Raw genomic sequence first — 16,168 nt, forward strand, 5'->3', positions numbered from 1 at the left:
AGCGCCCCGGGCGACATCCACGACATGGACCCCGCACCCGACCACGGCGAGCAGAGCTACGTCGGCCACGATCGGCTGCCCGGCCGCAAGGCACTCGTCACCGGCGCCGACTCCGGGATCGGCCGAGCCGTCGCGATCGCCTATGCCCGGGAGGGCGCGGACGTGGCACTCAGCTACCTCCCCGACGAGCAGCGGCAGGCCGAAGAGGTGGCCGCCCTCATCCGGGATGCAGGACGCACCGCCGTGCTCCTGCCCGGCGACATCCAGGACGAGGCGGTGAACCAGGAGCTCATCGCCAAGACCGTCGCCGAGCTCGGCGGCCTCGACATCCTCGTCATCAACGCCGGCACCATGCCGACCGTCGACAGCATCGACGACTTCGAGACGAAGACGCTCGACCACGTGCTGAAGGCGAACATCTACCCTCTGTTCTGGCTCACCAAGGCCGCCTCGCCGCACCTGAAGCCGGGCGCCTCGATCATCACGACCTCGAGTGTGCAGGGCTTCCAGCCGTCGCCGTCGCTCGCCGAGTACGCGGTGTCGAAGGCCGGGATCGCCAACTGGACCCGGGCGATGTCGCAGCAGCTCATCGAGCGCGGCATCCGGGTGAACGGCGTCGCTCCGGGACCCATCTGGACGCCCCTCCAGCCGGCCTACGTGCCGAACGAGAAGATCGAGGAGTTCGGGTCGCAGACCCCCATGGGGCGCGCCGGTCAGCCCGTCGAGCTCGCCCCCGCCTTCGTGTTCCTCGCCTCGCAGGAGTCGAGCTACGTCGTGGGCGAGACGATCGCGGTCACCGGCGGTATGCCCGTGCACTGATCCGAGCGCCCGCCCGCCCGCGACGGCGCGTCAGCCGCATCCCCCGGTCCGCCGAAGCGCCCCGGCGGGTGCGACGATCCGCGAGACTGCACCCACGCGCCGAGACAGCGGGGTCCGCACACCCGGGGGTCCGCACACCCGGGGGTCCGCACACCCGGGGGCGGCGATGCGCTGCCAGACTGGACGGATGACCAGCACCGAACTGTCGCGCCTGTGGCCGGCCGCGGGGCTTCGGGTCGCCGCGGGGGACCTCGAGCTGCGCTGGATCGACGACGACCTGCTCCTCGGCCTCGCCGACCTCGCCGCGCGGGGCGTGCACGATGACGGCGTCATGCCGTTCCGGGTGCCGTGGTCGCGCGGAACACCCGAGCAGGTGGCCCGTCGCGTGCTGGCCTTCCACTGGGACGCCCGCGCCAAGGTCGGTCACGGCGAGCTCGTGCTCGAGCTCGCCGTGATGCATGCCGGAACACCGGTCGGAGTGCAGGGCATCTCGGGGTCGGAGTGGTCGATCCTCCGCGAGGTCGAGACCGGGTCGTGGCTCGGTCGCGCCTATCAGGGGCAGGGCATCGGCGCCCGGATGCGGGCGCTCATGCTGCACCTCGCCTTCGAGGGTCTCGGCGCCCATGACGTCACCTCGACGGCCTTCATCGACAACGCCGCCTCGAACGCCGTCTCGCAGCGCGTCGGCTACGAGCCGGACGGCGTGGAGCGCACCGTGCGCGACGACGAGCCGGCGACGTGGCGCCGGTACCGCATGACCCGCGTGCGGTGGGAGCAGGTGCGCGAGGCGAACAGCGCTCTGATCGGCGCCCCCGTCGAGATCACAGGCATCGAACCGCTCCTGGTCCAGCTCGACGGCTGAGCGAGGGCGAGGGCCGGACACGGCCTCAGAACATGCGCACCCAGAAGACGGCGCTCAGCGCCGCCTCGACGAGCGCCACCACGGCGAGTGCCCCTCCGGCGATGCGCCGGCCCCGGACGATGGCCGCGATGCCGAGGCCGAGCGCGACGAGCCCCGTCACCGAGGCGCCGAAGATGCCGATGGCCAGGAAGGCCAGCGGCCAGTAGACGGGCCGGCTCGCGAGGTCGTTGGCCACCTCGCCGGCCGCGAGGCCCGCCAGGATCACGACGAAGGGCAGGATCGTGACGATCCATCCCACGATCAGCAGCCGTCCGCCCCGCCGCGCCGGTGCCTCCGCGTCGCTGATCGACATCACTCAACTCTCTCGCCAGTATGCCGGTTCTCTCTTCAGTATGCCGGTCGTCCACGCGAACCCGGTCATCGGGGGGCTGCAGAACTCAGACGCCGTCGACGGAGGATGGCGAAACAGGCGTGATCACGGCGTCTTACGCTCCGAGGAGCGTCAGAACTCCTTCGGATGTCGATGCGGCGGGCCGCCTCGGTGCTGACGGGCGCCCGTGAGGAGGAGTTGCACACGCGGCATGACGGAAGCCCGGTCGCTGAGCGAGCGCGGCGAGACGAAGAGGAGGCTTTCGAGTCAGCGGCCGGGGTCGCTGACGACCAACGAAGGAAGCGAAATCTCCCCACTCCGGGGAGACTTTCGCTTCAGGAGTCGGAGCGCGGAGAATCATCGTCGGATGCCGGATCCTCGGCGGATCCCGGAGCATCCGCGGCCCCCGAGGCACCCGGCGACGCCGGGCCGGCGGGGGCGGCATCCGGATCGGGCGCGTCCTTCGGGAGCAGCACCGGACGGTCGACGGTCTTCGCGACGTCGGCGGGGTCGACCGCGAGCACGAGCAGCGCGATCACCACGAGCGTCGCGATGAACGTGATGCCCGCCACGATCGCACCGACCATGAGGGCATGGCCGGACTGCCCGTCGAAGCGTCGCTGGAAGAACCCCATCGACACGAGCGTCACGACACCCGCGAAGACCGCGGCGACGAAGGCGAGGCCGAGCAGCTGCACGGGCTTCATGAGATCCCGGCGGGACGGCTTGTCGGTCACGACCGCACCTCCGGGGCGACCTGCTCGCGGTGCGGCGAGAACGCGGCGATCGCGAGATACACGGCCACGATCGCGGCATACGCGCCGAAGAGTCCGACGGCGATCGTGATGCCGGTGAGCATGAACGTCTGGTCGGCGTCGGCGATGTAGTACGGCAGGGCGTACTGCATCGGGACGAGCAGCATCCCGACCGCGAGCACGAGGCCGGTGACGCCGACGGTCAGGGCGTCGCGCGCCTCCGACCGCGCCGTCGATCCACGCGGAGAGCGCCGCAGGGCCCGGAAGCCCGCGATGCCCTCGATCAGGCCGGTGACGATCGCCCACGACACGACGATCAGGAAGAACGCCTCGGTCGTGCGCAACGCGGGCGCCCCGGACACCACGCCGGCGACCGCCGTGAGCAGACCCACCGTGATCACGACGGCGCGCTGACCCTTCGGATACACCAGCCACGCCGAGAGCAGCAGCACGAGCGCCGTCGCCACCGCGAAGCCGCTGAAGACGGCGAGCCCGACGGATGCGGAGTGGTCGGCCGAGAACGTGATCATCACCGCGGCGATGGCGGCGAAGAGCGCGCGGGCGAGCTGCAGATGTCGCGGCTGGAACGCGCGCACGGCAGTGCTGTCGGGCATGGAGGAACTCGTCGGAGTGTACGGGGCAGGAGAAGCGATGCCTCCAGTCTAAGTCGTGCGCCGCCGTGGACGTCCTGCCCCGGCCCGGGGACGCGTGAGCGGGGGCTGCGCCGCGTGCATCACTAGGCTGGCATCGTGAGCGATCCCGCCCCGCGCCAACGCGATGCCGAACGCACGCGCGCCGAACTGCTGGAGGTCGCGACGCGGGTGTTCGCCGAACACGGCTACTCCGGGACCCGGGTCGACGACATCGCGGACCGCACGCGCACCACGAAGCGGATGATCTACTACTACTTCGGCGGCAAGGAGCAGCTCTACCTCGCCGTGCTCGAGCACGCGTACCGCGGCATCCGGGAGGCCGAGCAGTCCCTGCACGCGGGAGATCTCGCCCCCGTCGAGGCCATCCGGCGCATCGCCGAGCTCACCTACGACCACCATCTGAACCACACCGACTTCATCCGGCTGGTCTCGATCGAGAACATCCACCGGGGCGACTTCATCCGCAAGCTCGAGCCGCTGCGCACCCTCAACGCGCCCGCGCTCGGGGTGCTCGATGTCGTGCTGACCCGCGGCCATGACGAGGGCATCTTCCGCGACGACGTCGATGCGCTGGACGTGCACCTCGTGATCAGCGCGTACTGCTTCTTCCAGGTCGCGAACCAGTACACGTTCGGCTACCTCTTCGACCGCGACCTCATGGATCCCGCCCGCCGCGATCACCTCCGCGCGATGATCGGAGACGTCGTCGTCGCCTGGCTCACGCATGCCCGCACCGCGGATGCATCACCATCCGCGGGAGGAATTGATGACGCCCGCCCGTGACGGTCATCGGCCGGGGGCCGGAGGCCCGACCGCGCACGACGCTCCGCGCATCCACGTCTCGGCCGCGGTGATCACCGATGACGAGGGCCGGCTCCTGCTCGTCCGCAAGAACGGCACGACGGCCTTCATGCAGCCCGGCGGCAAGCCCGAGGCGGGCGAGAGCGCCGCTCAGGCCCTCATCCGCGAGCTCGAGGAGGAGATCGGCATCCGTCTGTCGGATGCCGACATCCGCCCGCTCGGCGCCTTCACCGCGCCGGCGGCCAATGAGGCCGGTCACCTCGTCGTGGCGGAGGTCTTCGCCGCCGACATCGGTGCGGCCCGGCCGGTGGCGGCGGCAGAGATCGCGGAACTGCGCTGGGTCACCCGTGCCGATGCGGCAGCGCTCGAGATCGCACCGCTCGCCCTGGAGAACTTTCTGCCCTGAGCGTCACCAGGAGCTGCGGCGGTAGTCCTTGAGGAACACGCCGAAGAGGTCCTCGCCGGCCTCGCCGCGCACGATCGGGTCGTAGACGCGTGCGGCGCCGTCGACGAGGTCGAGCGGGGCGTGGAAGCCCTCTTCGGCCAGACGCACCTTCGTGAAGTGCGGCCGCTCGTCGGTGATCCACCCGGTGTCGACCGCGGTCATGAGGATCCGGTCGGTCTCGAACATCTCGCGGGCGCTGGTGCGCGTCAGCATGTTGAGCGCGGCCTTCGCCATGTTTGTGTGCGGATGCCCCGGGCCCTTGTACCCGCGCCCGAACACCCCCTCCATGGCCGAGACGTTGACGACGTAGGTGCGCCGCGCGCTCGACGACGCCATGGAGGCGCGCAGCCCCCGGATCAGCAGGAACGGCGCCGTCATGTTGGCCAGCTGCACCTCGAGCATCTCGAGCGGATCGACCTGGTCGACGTGCTGGGTCCAGCTGTTGATGTGGTCCTCGTCGGGGACGAGACCGCCGGCATCGATCGCGGTGCCCGCCGCCAGCCGGTCGAGCGACGAGGAGCCGGCCGCCATGGCCTCCGCGGTCAGCTCGTCCGCGGTGCGGGCGGCCGCGGCCAGGATCGGATGGTTCGACACCGACTGGGCGAGGGCGAGCGGATGCGCGTCGTTCGTGTGGCCGAAGGTCAGCAGCTCCGGCAGGGGTCCGGCCGGCAGCGGCGACAGCTCGGCGTCGACGAGCGGCTTGTAGGCGCCCGTCGAGCGCCGCACGGTCTGTGCCGCATTGTTGATGAGGATGTCGAGCGGCCCGTCGGCGGCGACCGCGTCGGCGAGGGCGATCACCTGGGACGGGTCGCGCAGATCGATGCCGACGATCTTCAGGCGGTGGATCCAGTCGCCGGAGTCCTCGATCGCGGTGAAGCGGCGCACCGCGTCGCGGGGGAACCGGGTGGTGATCGTCGTGTGCGCGCCGTCGCGGAGGAGCCGCAGGGCGATGTACATGCCGATCTTCGCGCGTCCGCCGGTGAGCAGCGCGCGTCGCCCGACGAGGTCGACACGGGCGTCGCGCTTCTCATGGCTCATCGCCGCGCAGTCGGGGCAGAGCTGGTGGTAGAACGCGTCGACGCGCGTGTAGAGCTCTTTGCAGATGTAGCAGGCACGGGGCTTGATCAGGTCGCCGACCGTGGGCGCGGCGATCCGGGCGGCGAGCGGGATGCCGCGCGTCTCGTCGTCGATGCGATCGGGGGCGCCGGTCGCGGTCGCGGCGACCAGCGCGCGGTCGGCCTCGGCGATCCGGTCGCGCTTGGCGCGGCGGCCCTGCTGCTTGACGGCCTTGTAGAGCTTGCCGGTCGCCCGCCGCAGGGTGACGTAGTCGGGGTCCTCGCGGTCGAGGAGCTGGGCCGTCTCGATGACCCGGAGCGCCGTGGCGAGATCCGCCGGATCGATCGAGGCGGCGGCCGCGGAACCGACCGCCGCGGGCTCGGCGGGGGTCGCGTCGTCGGATGCGGGGGGCCGGGAGAGCACAGGGCAGTCTATCCGGCGGCGGCGGCGGCCCGACCGAGGCGAGCCGCCGCGCCCCTCGCTGCCACGCGCCCGCACAATGGCGGGGATTCCGCCCGACACGCGGTCGCTCCCTGCCGACACGCCGGGCGACGGCCACGATCTCCGCCGTCGTGCACGCGAGAAGGCCCTCCCCGCTCAGTCGGAGCGCCTGCGGGACGCCGGCTCGCGCACCCGGAGGTGAGGCGACCCGGCCTCGGCGAGCGGCGAGACCGTGCCGTCCGTCCGAATGCGCCCCTCGGAGCACCTCGAGCTCAGGTTCTTCGACGATCTGGTCGGTCAGACGCAGGGCGCGAGCCAGTAGGTGCGGAAGCGGTTCTCAGCGACTTTGAACAGCACGCCGTCGGCGATGATGAATCCGTCGTCGTTGCAGATCACCACGTGCTTCGAGGAACCCAGCGCGAGCCGGCCGAAGTCCCTGTTGACGGCGACCGAATTGAGCAGCGCGATCGCATCCGGGCCCGACACCTCATACACCGGGCTGTTGTTCAGGACGAAGCCGAGAGAGGCGGCCTCACGGGCGGCCAGGAACTCCTCGCGCGTCGTGGAGTACTCCGCGGGAACCCAGCCGAAGCCGATGTCGGTCTGAACGTTGGAGCCTTCGAAGATCGGGCTGTCCGGCGCGAAGATCACCCCTTGGATCGGAGCCGCGGCCCCCGACTCGGAGTCCACCGGCACCACTGCTGCATCTGTCATGGCTGTATGCCCTCTCGTCCTTGAGCTGGTCGATCATGTTGCAACGGCACGTTCGTGAGGCGGCAACGGCGATTCGGGATGTCCGGAGCGGCGCTGGCTGCTCCTCGCTTCGTATACCGCCATCGTCCCGATCGGGGGATGGGGTCCGCATCCATGAGACCACTAGTGGCTGTTACGGGGTCCTCCGCCCTTCACGATCCCAGGGTGCGACAGCTCCCGCAAAGCCGGTGTTCGCCGGTCGGGAGAACCTATGTCGTGCCCGTCACGTCATGCCCGATCTCGTGCTGCCCGACGGGGGCGCGTCGCTCTGCAAGCGGGCGAGCAACCGGTGGGCGAGCTTCATGAACGCATTGGTCGCGGGTGAGATGGCACCGCCGCGGCGGCTGACGAATGCGTAGTGCTCTTCGACGGCGGGCTCGAGGGTCGTCCAGTGCAGCCCCTGCTCCTCGATGACGGACCTGCCGACGTGGTAGGAGACGAGGGAGTCTCCGACGCCTTGTGCGGCGAGCTCGAGGGCGTGCGTCTGGAACTCGACCTCGATCAGCGGCTGCAGTGCGAGGCCCGCCGCCTGCGCCCGCTGAAGGAGCGACGATCGCAACGGGTCGTCCTCGGACCACCGGGCCTCGGAGAGGATGAGGGGTCGTGTCGCCAGGGTGGTGATGTCGACCGGTGTTCTCGTGTGCGCCGGGTTGCGCGAGACGTAGACGACCCGGTCGACGAACACGCTCTGAGACACGACGAGCTCACGATCGTCGACGGGCAGCTGGACGAGGCCGGCCTCGAGGGCCCCGCTTCGCACGGCGTCGGCCACCTCGGCGGAGTTGAGGCCCGTGACCTGGATGCGCACGGCGGGGTGAAGCTGGTGGAACTCGCGGATGAGGTCCGTGAGCAGGTAGAGGTGCGCGCTGTTGAAGGTGCCGAAAGAGACGGTTCCCTCGTCGATCGATTTCACCCGGCGTCCGGTGTCGGCGATCTCGTTGACGTCGGCGATCGCGCGTTCCGCGAGGGGGAGCAGCTGCCTGCCCGCGTCTGTGAGGACCAGTTTGCGCGGCGTGCGGGTGAACAGCCGAAGCCCGAGATTCTGCTCCAGAACGGCGATCTGCTCGGACAGACTGGGCTGCGCGACGCGGTGCTCCGCCGATGCCGCGGCGAAGGTGCCCAGGCGCGCGGCGGTGACGAAGTAGTCGAGCTGGCGGATGGTGGGCAGGGGCATGCGGATCCGATCATCAGGATTTTCCTTTGGCAACCATAGTAAAACCAGGCTGGCACTTGTGATGTGCGGCGTGCTCCACTTGTGTTCCACATCGGACGGGACGAACGGAGACACGGGATGCATGGAACGGCGGGCGTAGCGCTCATCACCGGAGCAGCCAGCGGAATGGGGCTCAGCGCGGTCGAGCTGTTCCTGAGCCGCGGCTACAAGGTTCTGGCTCTGGATGTCGTGGAGTCCGTCGCTCCGGCCGGCCACGCCGATGCGTTCGTGCCGCTCGTCGCAGACGTCCGATCGCGGGACGAGGTCACGTCCGCGATCGAGCGCACGCTCTCGCTCGAGGACAAGATCGACGTCATCGGCAACATCGCCGGCGTCTACCCTCCGACGACGCTCGACACCTACGACGTCGACACCTACCGCCGCGTCTTCGACATCAACGTCCTGGGTGTGCTGAACGTGATCGCCGCCGCCCGTCCACGATTGACGGAGGGATCCTCGATCGTCAACTTCGCGTCCGCCGACGCCTTCGCCGTGTCGAAGGGCCAGTTGCTCTACGGCGCGTCCAAGGCGGCCGTGGTGATGCTGACGAAGTCGCTCGCCCTGGAGCTCGCCCCCGCCGGCATCCGCGTCAACGGGATCGCCCCCGGGTGGGTCGCCACCCCGGGGAACGCCTCGACCGGTCGGATGGAGGCCGCCGTGGCGTCCATCCCCCTCGGCCGGGTCGCGAAGCCCGAGGAGATCGCCGCCTGGGTGTGGCTGATCTCGCAGGCCGACTACGGCGCGTTCCTCACGGGCGAGACGATCGTCCTCTCCGGCGGGGATGTGATGCGGTGATGTCGGGGACGATCGTCATCACCGGCGCCGCTCGCGGACAGGGCGCCGCGCACGCCGAGCTCCTCGCCTCGGCCGGCTACCGGGTCGTCATCACCGACGTCCTCGACGCCGTCGGCGCGGAGACCGCCGAACGGCTCCGGGCAACGGGCGGCGACGTCGTCTACCGCCACCTCGATGTGAGCGACGAATCCGAATGGGAGCGACTGGCCGACGAGCTCGCCGCCGGGGAACCGCCGCTGCGCGGCTTGGTCAACAACGCCGGCATCCTCCGTCACGGCCCGATCGCCGACACGACCGTCGACGCGTGGGAGCTGCAGCAGCGCGTCAACGTGCGCGGCACCTTCCTGGGCATCCGCGCCCTGGCACCCCTCATGGAAGCCGACGGCGGGTCGATCGTGAACGTGTCCTCCAGCGCCGGCCTCGTCGGATCCACCGGGTACGCGGCCTACTCCGCCTCGAAGGCCGCCGTCATCGGGCTGACGCGGGCAGCGGCCGCAGAGCTGGCCCCGGCGGTGCGCGTGAACGTGATCTGCCCCGGCGGCGTCTCCACGTCGATGAACGACGACGAGCCCGTCGGCGGATCCAGCAGTTCCGCACCGCTCGCGCGGCGGGCCAGCCCCGCAGAGATCTCGCCGCTCGTCGCCTACCTGCTCGCCGACGCGTCCTCGTTCGTCACCGGATCCGTCGTTCCGATCGACGGCGGCCTCACCGCCGTCTGACCCGCACCACACCCGACACCGAAAAGGATTCAGCATCATGACCTGCAACACCACCATCCGCGCAGTTCGTGCTCTGGCGCTGATCGGCGCCGCCTCGCTCGCCCTCGCCGGCTGCACGTCCGCCGCACCCGCCTCCACCGTCTCCGCGGACTGCACCCCGGCAGACGAGGGCCTGACCACCTTCACCGAAGGCGTCCTCACGATCGGCGTCCCGGAGAACCCGCCTTACACCCAGACCGAGGGCACCGGTGCTTCCGGCATCGAGATCGACATCCTCACCAAGCTCGCCGAGGCCGAATGCCTCAGCGTCGCCTACGTGCCCATCACCTATGCCAACGGCATCCCGATGATCACGGAGCAGAAGAAGACCGACATCATCTCCGGCGGCTGGTACGTCACCGAGACCCGCGCGGAACAGGTCGGGTTCACCACCCCCACCATGTACGACACGATGGGCATCGTCTCCAAGGAGGGCGCATCCACCGTCGAGGAGCTGGAGGCGATCGGCACCGTCGGCACCGGAACCGGCTTCTCGTGGAACGAGGACCTCACCCCGATCCTCGGCGACAGGCTGCAACAGTACCCCGGCACCGTCGAGATGAAAGCAGACCTTCTCAACGGTCGCCTGCAGGCGGCGCTCGACGGATACGCCGTCGCGGTCGCGGCCTACGCGGACACCGACTTCACAGTCGAGCCGGCGACGGCCGACGACCGGGTCGCGATCACCGTCGACCAGCCGATGATCGCCTTCCCGGTGTCGAAGGACAACCCCGGCCTCTCCGACGCGTTCAGCGCGCTGATCGACCAGTATCGCGAGGACGGCACGCTGGCGGACCTGCTGGCCGAGTACGACCTCCCCGCGGAGCTGCTCGTTCCGGCCGAAGCGGCGGCGAACTCCATCCGATGACGCCGAGGGGGCGCCGATCCTGGGTCAGCGCCCCCTCCCTCACCACGAGAGGTCCGACCGTGAATCAACTGATCACCCAGTCGAACGAGATCGCCACCGCGGGAGTCTCGATCGCCCATCTCTCCAAGAGCTTCGGGGACAACCTCGTTCTCGACGACATCTCCATGGAGGTCAAGCCCGGCAGCGTCACCGCCCTGATCGGACCATCCGGTTCCGGCAAGAGCACACTGCTGCGCTGCGTCAACCTCCTCGAGACCCCCGACCGGGGAACGATCACCGTGGGGACGACGACGATCGCCGCCGGCACCAAGGTGAGCGACCGCAACCTCCTCGCGCTGCGCCGTCAGGTGGGCATGGTCTTCCAGTCCTTCAACCTGTTCCCGCACATGAGCGTGCTGCGCAACATCGCCTACCCGCAGGAGAGGATCCTCGGCCGCAGCAGGGCCGAGGCCGAGGAACGCGCCCTCACCCTCCTCGACAGGGTGGGGCTGAAGGAGAAGGCGCTCCAGCACCCCGGGCGGTGCTCCGGCGGGCAGCAGCAGCGCATCGCCATCGTCCGAGCCCTCGCGCTGAATCCCCGGGCCATGCTCTTCGACGAGCCGACCAGCGCGCTGGACCCCGAGGTCGGCGTCGAGGTGCTCGCCGTGATGCGCGAGCTCGCCGACTCCGGCATGACGATGATCGTCGTCACCCACGAGATGCAGTTCGCGCACGACGTCGGCGATCACCTCGTGGTGATGGCAGAGGGTCGCATCATCGAGGACGGCGATCCCGCCACGATCATGGCGGACCCTGCCGAGGAACGCACCAAGCGATTCCTCTCCGCGGTGCTGGACCGCTGACATGGAGGCCCTCACCGCCGTCCTGCTCGGGCTGTCGATGACGCTCCTGGTGACCGCCTCGGCGTTCATCATCGGGCTGCTCCTCGCCGTTCCCCTCATGCTCGGCCTGCGATCCCGGCTCAAGCCCGTGCGGCTGCTGTTCCGCCTCGTCGTCGACATCATCCGCGGCATCCCGCCCATCGTCTGGCTGTTCCTGCTGTACTTCGGAATCAGCTTCGGCGGCCTGCGACTGGACTCGCTGTCCGCGGCGATCGTCGGTCTCGGCGTCATCTCCGCCGCGTACCTCGCCGAGATCTACCGGGGCGGGTTCTCCACGCTTCCCGCCGGACAGCTCGAGGCGTCCCGGGCGCTGGGCCTCGGTCGGCGCACGACCTTCCTGCGCGTCCTCGCGCCGCAGGCCGTGCGCACTTCCCTCCCGTCCATCGCCACCTTCCTGCTCGCCCTCGTCAAGGACTCCTCGATCGCGTCGACCATCGGCGTGACGGAGATGGTGTTCGCCGCGAACACCTTCGTCCGCCAGAACCCCGCGACGGCCGGGCTCACCCCGTTCTTCATCGCCGCCGGCGTGTACGTCGTCATCAGCATCCCCCTGGCGATCGCGGCCCGCCGCCTCGACTCCCGACTTCGAAGGAGCGTCTGATGGATCTCGTCGAGTACCTCCCGCGCCTTCTCCAGGGGCTGCTCGTCAGCCTGCAACTGACCGTCGTCTCCGTCGTCTTCGGATACCTGCTCGGCCTGCTCCTCGCCCTCGGCGTCTCGTCGATCAAGCCGTGGCTGCGCTGGCCGACCCTGATCGTCGTCGAGATCGGACGAGGCATTCCGGCCCTCGTGGTGCTCTACATCGTCTACTACGGCCTGCCTGCGGTCGGGCTGCTGTTCGACAACTTCTGGGCAGCGGCCATCGGCCTCACCTTCACCGTCGCCGCCTACTCCTCGGAGATGATCCGCGGCGGCATCCAGTCGGTCGCGCGGGGCCAGTCCGAAGCGGCGTCCGCGCTCGGCCTGCCGCGCATCTCCTCCTTCGGGAGGATCATCCTGCCGCAGGGTCTGCGCTCCTCCATCCCGGCGTTGATGGGCCTGGCGATCCAGTCCTTCCAGGGGACGTCGCTCGCCTACTCGATCTCGGTGGCCGAGTTGATGAGCCAGGCGTACCAGGTCAGCTCGATCACGTTCGAGTACCTCGCGGTCTTCACGCTCGCCGGCGCGATCTACATCGTGATCGCCGTCCCCGCGACCTGGCTGTCCGTCTACGCGGAGCACCGACTGTCCCGGGGGTACGCGTGAAGACCCTCACCTGGCTGGAGGCCACCCACGGCGACCCCGCGCTGGACGACCTATGGGCCTTCCTCGCCGACCGGGTCGAACTGCTCGCGGCCGGTCGTGTCGCCACTCGCCTGCGGCACACCGCGGTGGACACCGGGGGCATCCGCACCCCCGCCAACCGTCTCATGAGCGACGCGGCGATCCTGGCCGCCGGCCTCGATGCGCAGGACACATCGGACGCGATCGTGATCGGCTGCTGGGGCGCGCCCACCGACGCGATCCGCGCAGCCTGCCCGATACCGGTGTCGAGCCTGCCGGACGGCAGCGTCCGCGCGGTCGGCAGCCTGGCGAAGCGAGCGGTCGTGGTCACCGTCGCGCCGAGCCTGGTCCCGATCTTCGGCGAAGATCTCGACGGGCTGGGGACGACCGGCTTCCTCGCAGACCGGCCGGTACGGGCATACGCGCCGGAGTCGACGCACGAGGACGTCGTGCGGGCGATCACCGACCCCACCGACCTGATCGCACGCTTCGACACGGTGGCAGAACGAGCCGTGCGCGACGGCGCCGACGCGATCGTGGTCGGCTGCGGGTACCTCGCGCCGATCTTCACCGCGCACGGCTACACGAGCGTCCTCGCCCACCCGGACGTCCCCGTGCTCGACTGCAACCGGCTCGCGTTCGAGCACGCACTGCAGCTGATCCAGCTCGACGAGGCCGGCATCTCGCCCACGCCGGGCGGCTATGTCCGCCCGGTCGGCGCCCGCCTCGATGCCCTCCTCGACGCGGGCCGGCTCTTCACCCGGAATCCGGTCGGCTCGCACTGACCGCCATGCACCTCAGGAAAGGAATCCACGAATGACCAGGTACTGCGTCATCGGGGCCGGCGCCGCCGGCATCTCGGCACTCGAGCAGCTCCGCAAGGCCGGTTACGACGTCGACTGCTACGAGAAGACGGACCGGGTGGGTGGCCACTGGCACACCGACTACGACGCCCTGCATCTCATCACCTCGCGCGACACCACGGGCTTCGAGGGCTTTCCGATGCCGGCCGAGTACCCGCATTTCCCCCGCCGCGATCAGGTCCGCGAGTACCTCGAGTCCTACGCGCGCGAGCATGGACACTACGAGATCATCCGCTTCAACACGCCCGTCGACTCCGTCGTGCCCGTCGCCACCGACGGGCCCGTCGGGTCGGCCGGCTGGACGGTGACGCTCAGCACCGGGGAGAGCATCGACTACGACGGTGTCCTCGTCGCCAACGGGCACCTGTGGGATCAGAAGGTCCCCGCGATCGCCGCGGACTTCGCCGGCACGCAGCTGCACTCCGGCTCCTACCGGAACACCGCCGACATCGACGGAACGCGCGTGCTCGTCGTGGGCGCCGGCAACTCCGGGTGCGACCTCGCCGTCGACGCGGCGCAACACCGCTTCGACGTGGACATCGTCATCCGCGAAGGCGTCTATTTCCAGCCCAAGAGCTACTTCGGCGTGCCCCGCCAGGAGATCGGATGGATGGCGCAGTTCACGCCCGACGAGCAGGACCTGCTCGCCCGGCTCCTGGCGAAGGTCTCGATCGGCGAGTGGGACGATTACCCCGGGATGCCCGAGCCGAAGCACCACACCCTCGCCGAAGGCCGCACGGTCGTCAACAACCTGCTCCTCTACTGGCTGCAGCACGGCCGCGTGAGCATCCGCCCCGGCATCACCCGGATCGACGGGAACACGGTCCATTTCACCGACGGGTCCGCTCACGAGTACGACACCATCCTGTGGGCGACCGGCTTCCACGCCAGCCTCCCGTTCCTCGAGGAGGACCTGATCGAACGCAGCAAGGGCGTGCCCCTGCGCTACGCCGCCGGTATCGTGCCCCGGGGGCTGGAGAAGCTGTACTACATCGGTCTCAGCGCTCCCCGCGGCCCGCAGATCCCCGTGTACGGCGTGCAGTCCGAACTGGCCATCCGGCTCATCGCCTTGCACGAGCAGAGCCCCGCCGGGTTCGCCGCGGTGCAGGAGTACCTCGCTGCACTGCAGGACGCCGACGACCGGATCGACATCGTCCGCGCCGTCTGGAACGAACAGCTCGCCGACACCGAGCGCATCCTGGATGCGTTCTCCGCGTCCCGAGATGTGGCCGGTGCCGCGGTCGTGGGGGGCGGAGGCTTAGACCACCGCCGGGCTTCCGGGAGAATGGACGTATGACTCCTGGCCAGCCTCAGATGTTCGAACCCGATGGCCGCGCCATCCCCTTCGTCGAGGAGGGCGAGGGCCCGGTCAAGGTGGTGCTGCTTCCCGCGCAGGGCCTGAGTGTCTCATCCCTCGGCACCCTCGCGCACGTGCTCGAGGAGGAGGGCTTCCACCTCGTGCGCATCGGCGTGCGCCGGGGCCGGACCGACGGCGCGACGCTGCACGACCTCGCGCAAGACGTCGTCGACGTGATGGACCACATCGGTCTCGTGTCGGCATGGATCGGCGGACACGGATTCGGCGGCGCCCTCGCGCGCGCCGTCGCGCTCGACCATCACGACCACGCGGAGGGGATCATCCTCGTCGGTGTCGAGGGCACCGAGCCGCTCGCCGACGAGGTCGCGGGCGCGCTCGCGGATGCCGCCGAGCCGGCGTCGCTCGATGCCGCGACACTGCTCGGCGGGGCCGCCGAGCCGGCCTTCGCGCAGGCCGTCCTCACGCGACACCGCAACCTCGACGTCGAGCGGGTACAGCGCGCCGCGCTCGCAGCGACTCCGGCCGAGGAGTGGGCGACGCTCGCGCCGAATCTCGCGATCCTCGTCGTGCAGGGAACCGCCGACGCGGTCAGCACGCCGGCGAACGCCGAGGCGCTTCGGGCGTCCGCGCCGGGGCGCGTGAGCCTCACACTGGTCGAGGGTGCCGGACACCTGTCCGTGCTCACGCACCCGGGCGAGGTCGGCTTCGCCATCGAGGACTACCTCGCCTGGGACTGACGGAGTGGGGCGCCCGCTGGCCCTGGGGTCTCATCACCGCGGCGACGCTGGAGGATGGCCACGTCAGCCAGGTTCTGTGAGCCGACCGGGCCGGCGAGGGTGAACCAGCACCTGCGGTAGCACTCCTGCCGCGATGGAGACGGCCAGCGCCCACAGCGGCGCCCACCGCCACGGCGCCGGAACAACCCTCGGGGCGCAGCCGTACCTTCGGACCGCCAGGGCACGACGCGTAACCAGCAGCAGGACCGCGCCCGCGTCGACGACCTCGCCCACAACGAGGGCACCGAGCGATTCCGGTTCGCCCCTCGCAGCGCCTGGGAGATCCGATCTTGACCATCTCACGAACACCGGACTCGGCATCCAACCGATTCTCGATAGACGCTCGGTGCCGGTTGCGTCCGGCAAGGTGGTGTACGAACCGGTGACCGTGTCGCTGCTGACGTAGCGACGGTCACCGCGTGATTCTTCGAGAGAACTCTTCACATCCATCTCGAAAGGACCTCGACGATGACCGTCG

The 16,168-nt window shown here is 69.8% G+C and carries 19 protein-coding genes; 13 read left to right on the forward strand and 6 right to left on the reverse strand.

All coding sequences use genetic code 11. The features are described 5' to 3' along the window. On the forward strand, positions 1–819 hold an 819-nt coding region (locus tag GVL03_RS17440), incomplete at its 5' end, for an SDR family oxidoreductase (protein WP_159502285.1). Between the two features lie 187 nt (positions 820–1,006). Beyond that, positions 1,007–1,681, forward strand: a complete 675-nt coding sequence (locus GVL03_RS17445; protein ID WP_159502286.1) for a GNAT family N-acetyltransferase — start codon at positions 1,007–1,009, stop codon at positions 1,679–1,681. A gap of 25 nt (positions 1,682–1,706) precedes the next feature. On the opposite strand, the gene GVL03_RS17450 is transcribed toward GVL03_RS17445, so the two are convergent. The 3 genes from GVL03_RS17450 to GVL03_RS17460 all read right to left on the reverse strand — a co-directional run bounded on the left by GVL03_RS17450 (position 1,707) and on the right by GVL03_RS17460 (position 3,420). Next, positions 1,707–2,033, reverse strand: a complete 327-nt coding sequence (locus tag GVL03_RS17450; protein WP_159502287.1) for a hypothetical protein — start codon at positions 2,031–2,033, stop codon at positions 1,707–1,709. A 353-nt stretch (positions 2,034–2,386) separates the two neighbouring features. Continuing rightward, positions 2,387–2,788: an amino acid transporter gene (locus tag GVL03_RS17455; protein ID WP_306770353.1), complete on the reverse strand. Its 402-nt coding sequence runs from the start codon at positions 2,786–2,788 to the stop codon at positions 2,387–2,389. Then, positions 2,785–3,420 carry an acyl-CoA synthetase gene (locus GVL03_RS17460; protein ID WP_159502288.1) on the reverse strand — a complete coding sequence of 212 codons (636 nt, stop codon included), beginning with the start codon at positions 3,418–3,420 and terminating at the stop codon, positions 2,785–2,787. The genes GVL03_RS17455 and GVL03_RS17460 overlap by 4 nt, the downstream gene beginning before the upstream one ends. A 135-nt stretch (positions 3,421–3,555) precedes the next feature. Between GVL03_RS17460 and GVL03_RS17465 the strand changes: the two genes are divergently transcribed. Both GVL03_RS17465 and GVL03_RS17470 read left to right on the forward strand, forming a co-directional pair. Continuing rightward, the gene (locus tag GVL03_RS17465; RefSeq protein WP_235038220.1) at positions 3,556–4,242 is read left to right on the forward strand and encodes a TetR/AcrR family transcriptional regulator; all 687 of its coding nucleotides are present in this window, start codon (positions 3,556–3,558) and stop codon (positions 4,240–4,242) included. Next, the gene (locus GVL03_RS17470; RefSeq protein ID WP_159502289.1) at positions 4,226–4,666 is read left to right on the forward strand and encodes an NUDIX domain-containing protein; all 441 of its coding nucleotides are present in this window, start codon (positions 4,226–4,228) and stop codon (positions 4,664–4,666) included. The genes GVL03_RS17465 and GVL03_RS17470 overlap by 17 nt, the downstream gene beginning before the upstream one ends. A gap of 3 nt (positions 4,667–4,669) precedes the next feature. Here the strand turns inward: GVL03_RS17470 and GVL03_RS17475 are convergent, their stop codons facing one another. The 3 genes from GVL03_RS17475 to GVL03_RS17485 form a co-directional block, all read right to left on the reverse strand. Further along, positions 4,670–6,106, reverse strand: a complete 1,437-nt coding sequence (locus tag GVL03_RS17475; RefSeq protein WP_235038222.1) for an SDR family oxidoreductase — start codon at positions 6,104–6,106, stop codon at positions 4,670–4,672. A gap of 393 nt (positions 6,107–6,499) precedes the next feature. Beyond that, the gene (locus GVL03_RS17480; protein ID WP_159502291.1) at positions 6,500–6,916 is read right to left on the reverse strand and encodes a hypothetical protein; all 417 of its coding nucleotides are present in this window, start codon (positions 6,914–6,916) and stop codon (positions 6,500–6,502) included. Positions 6,917–7,178: 262 nt separating this feature from the next. Continuing rightward, positions 7,179–8,129 (reverse strand): LysR family transcriptional regulator, encoded by a 951-nt coding sequence (locus GVL03_RS17485; RefSeq protein WP_159502292.1) that lies wholly within the window; start codon positions 8,127–8,129, stop codon positions 7,179–7,181. A 117-nt stretch (positions 8,130–8,246) separates the two neighbouring features. Between GVL03_RS17485 and GVL03_RS17490 the strand changes: the two genes are divergently transcribed. From GVL03_RS17490 to GVL03_RS17530, 9 genes are all read left to right on the forward strand, one after another. Beyond that, positions 8,247–8,963 (forward strand): SDR family NAD(P)-dependent oxidoreductase, encoded by a 717-nt coding sequence (locus GVL03_RS17490; RefSeq protein WP_159502293.1) that lies wholly within the window; start codon positions 8,247–8,249, stop codon positions 8,961–8,963. Continuing rightward, positions 8,963–9,682: an SDR family NAD(P)-dependent oxidoreductase gene (locus tag GVL03_RS17495; RefSeq protein ID WP_159502294.1), complete on the forward strand. Its 720-nt coding sequence runs from the start codon at positions 8,963–8,965 to the stop codon at positions 9,680–9,682. Before GVL03_RS17490 ends, GVL03_RS17495 begins: the two co-directional genes overlap by 1 nt. A gap of 37 nt (positions 9,683–9,719) precedes the next feature. Next, positions 9,720–10,589 (forward strand): ABC transporter substrate-binding protein, encoded by an 870-nt coding sequence (locus GVL03_RS17500; protein WP_159502295.1) that lies wholly within the window; start codon positions 9,720–9,722, stop codon positions 10,587–10,589. A gap of 68 nt (positions 10,590–10,657) precedes the next feature. Next, a complete protein-coding gene (locus GVL03_RS17505) occupies positions 10,658–11,431 on the forward strand; it encodes an amino acid ABC transporter ATP-binding protein (RefSeq protein WP_235038223.1) in 774 nt (257 codons plus the stop codon). A gap of 1 nt (position 11,432) precedes the next feature. Then, entirely contained in the window at positions 11,433–12,071 is a 639-nt protein-coding gene (locus GVL03_RS17510; RefSeq protein ID WP_159502297.1) for an amino acid ABC transporter permease, read from the forward strand. Continuing rightward, positions 12,071–12,715 (forward strand): amino acid ABC transporter permease, encoded by a 645-nt coding sequence (locus GVL03_RS17515; RefSeq protein ID WP_159502298.1) that lies wholly within the window; start codon positions 12,071–12,073, stop codon positions 12,713–12,715. Before GVL03_RS17510 ends, GVL03_RS17515 begins: the two co-directional genes overlap by 1 nt. Continuing rightward, the gene (locus tag GVL03_RS17520; RefSeq protein ID WP_159502299.1) at positions 12,712–13,518 is read left to right on the forward strand and encodes an aspartate/glutamate racemase family protein; all 807 of its coding nucleotides are present in this window, start codon (positions 12,712–12,714) and stop codon (positions 13,516–13,518) included. Before GVL03_RS17515 ends, GVL03_RS17520 begins: the two co-directional genes overlap by 4 nt. A gap of 31 nt (positions 13,519–13,549) precedes the next feature. Continuing rightward, positions 13,550–14,893: an NAD(P)/FAD-dependent oxidoreductase gene (locus GVL03_RS17525; RefSeq protein WP_159502300.1), complete on the forward strand. Its 1,344-nt coding sequence runs from the start codon at positions 13,550–13,552 to the stop codon at positions 14,891–14,893. Between the two features lie 17 nt (positions 14,894–14,910). Beyond that, entirely contained in the window at positions 14,911–15,651 is a 741-nt protein-coding gene (locus GVL03_RS17530; protein ID WP_235038221.1) for an alpha/beta fold hydrolase, read from the forward strand. Positions 15,652–16,168 lie beyond the last annotated feature (517 nt).

Origin of the sequence: Microbacterium sp. 18062, assembly GCF_902706225.1 — a bacterium.
Classification (GTDB): domain Bacteria; phylum Actinomycetota; class Actinomycetes; order Actinomycetales; family Microbacteriaceae; genus Microbacterium.